Below are 585 nucleotides of genomic sequence, written 5' to 3'. Positions count from 1 at the left end.
CATGGATGATCTGTTGCGGGAGTTTCTGACGGAGACCAGCGAGAGCCTGGACACGGTGGACAATCAGCTGGTGAAGTTCGAGCAGGAGCCGAACAACGCCAAGATCCTGGATAACATCTTCCGCCTGGTCCATACCATCAAGGGCACCTGCGGCTTCCTGGGGTTGCCGCGCCTGGAAGCGCTGGCGCATGCCGGCGAGACGCTGATGGGCAAGTTCCGCGACGGCATGCCGGTGACCGGGCAGGCGGTCACCGTGATCCTGTCCTCGATCGACCGCATCAAGGAGATTCTGGCCGGGCTGGAGGCGAGCGAAGCCGAGCCCGAGGGCACCGACCGCGATCTGATCGACAAGCTGGAAGCGATGGTCGAGCAGGGCATGGCGGCAATGGCTGCCGGGGCGGTTGCTGCTCCCATTGCGGAGTCTCCCCCGCTGGTGCCGGACGCGCCGGTTGCCGTGGAAGCTGCGCCCGCAAGCCAGGGCGCGCTGGCCGACCAGACCCTGGAGCGTCCGCTGCGTCCGGGCGAAGTGTCGCTCGACGAGCTCGAGCGCGCCTTCCGCGAGACCGCGATCGAAGCGCCGATCCC

The 585-nt window shown here is 67.0% G+C and carries 1 protein-coding gene; it reads left to right on the top strand.

Features of this window, described 5'->3' with window-relative positions; all coding sequences use genetic code 11:
* Position 1: 1 nt before the first annotated feature.
* Positions 2-585, top strand: a 584-nt coding sequence (locus AC0L2O_RS36320) for an Hpt domain-containing protein (protein ID WP_473373139.1), incomplete at its 3' end; no start/stop codon positions are given.

This window comes from Bradyrhizobium sp. Kon10, from assembly GCF_055807395.1.
This window is presented reverse-complemented; position numbering and strand designations above follow the sequence as displayed.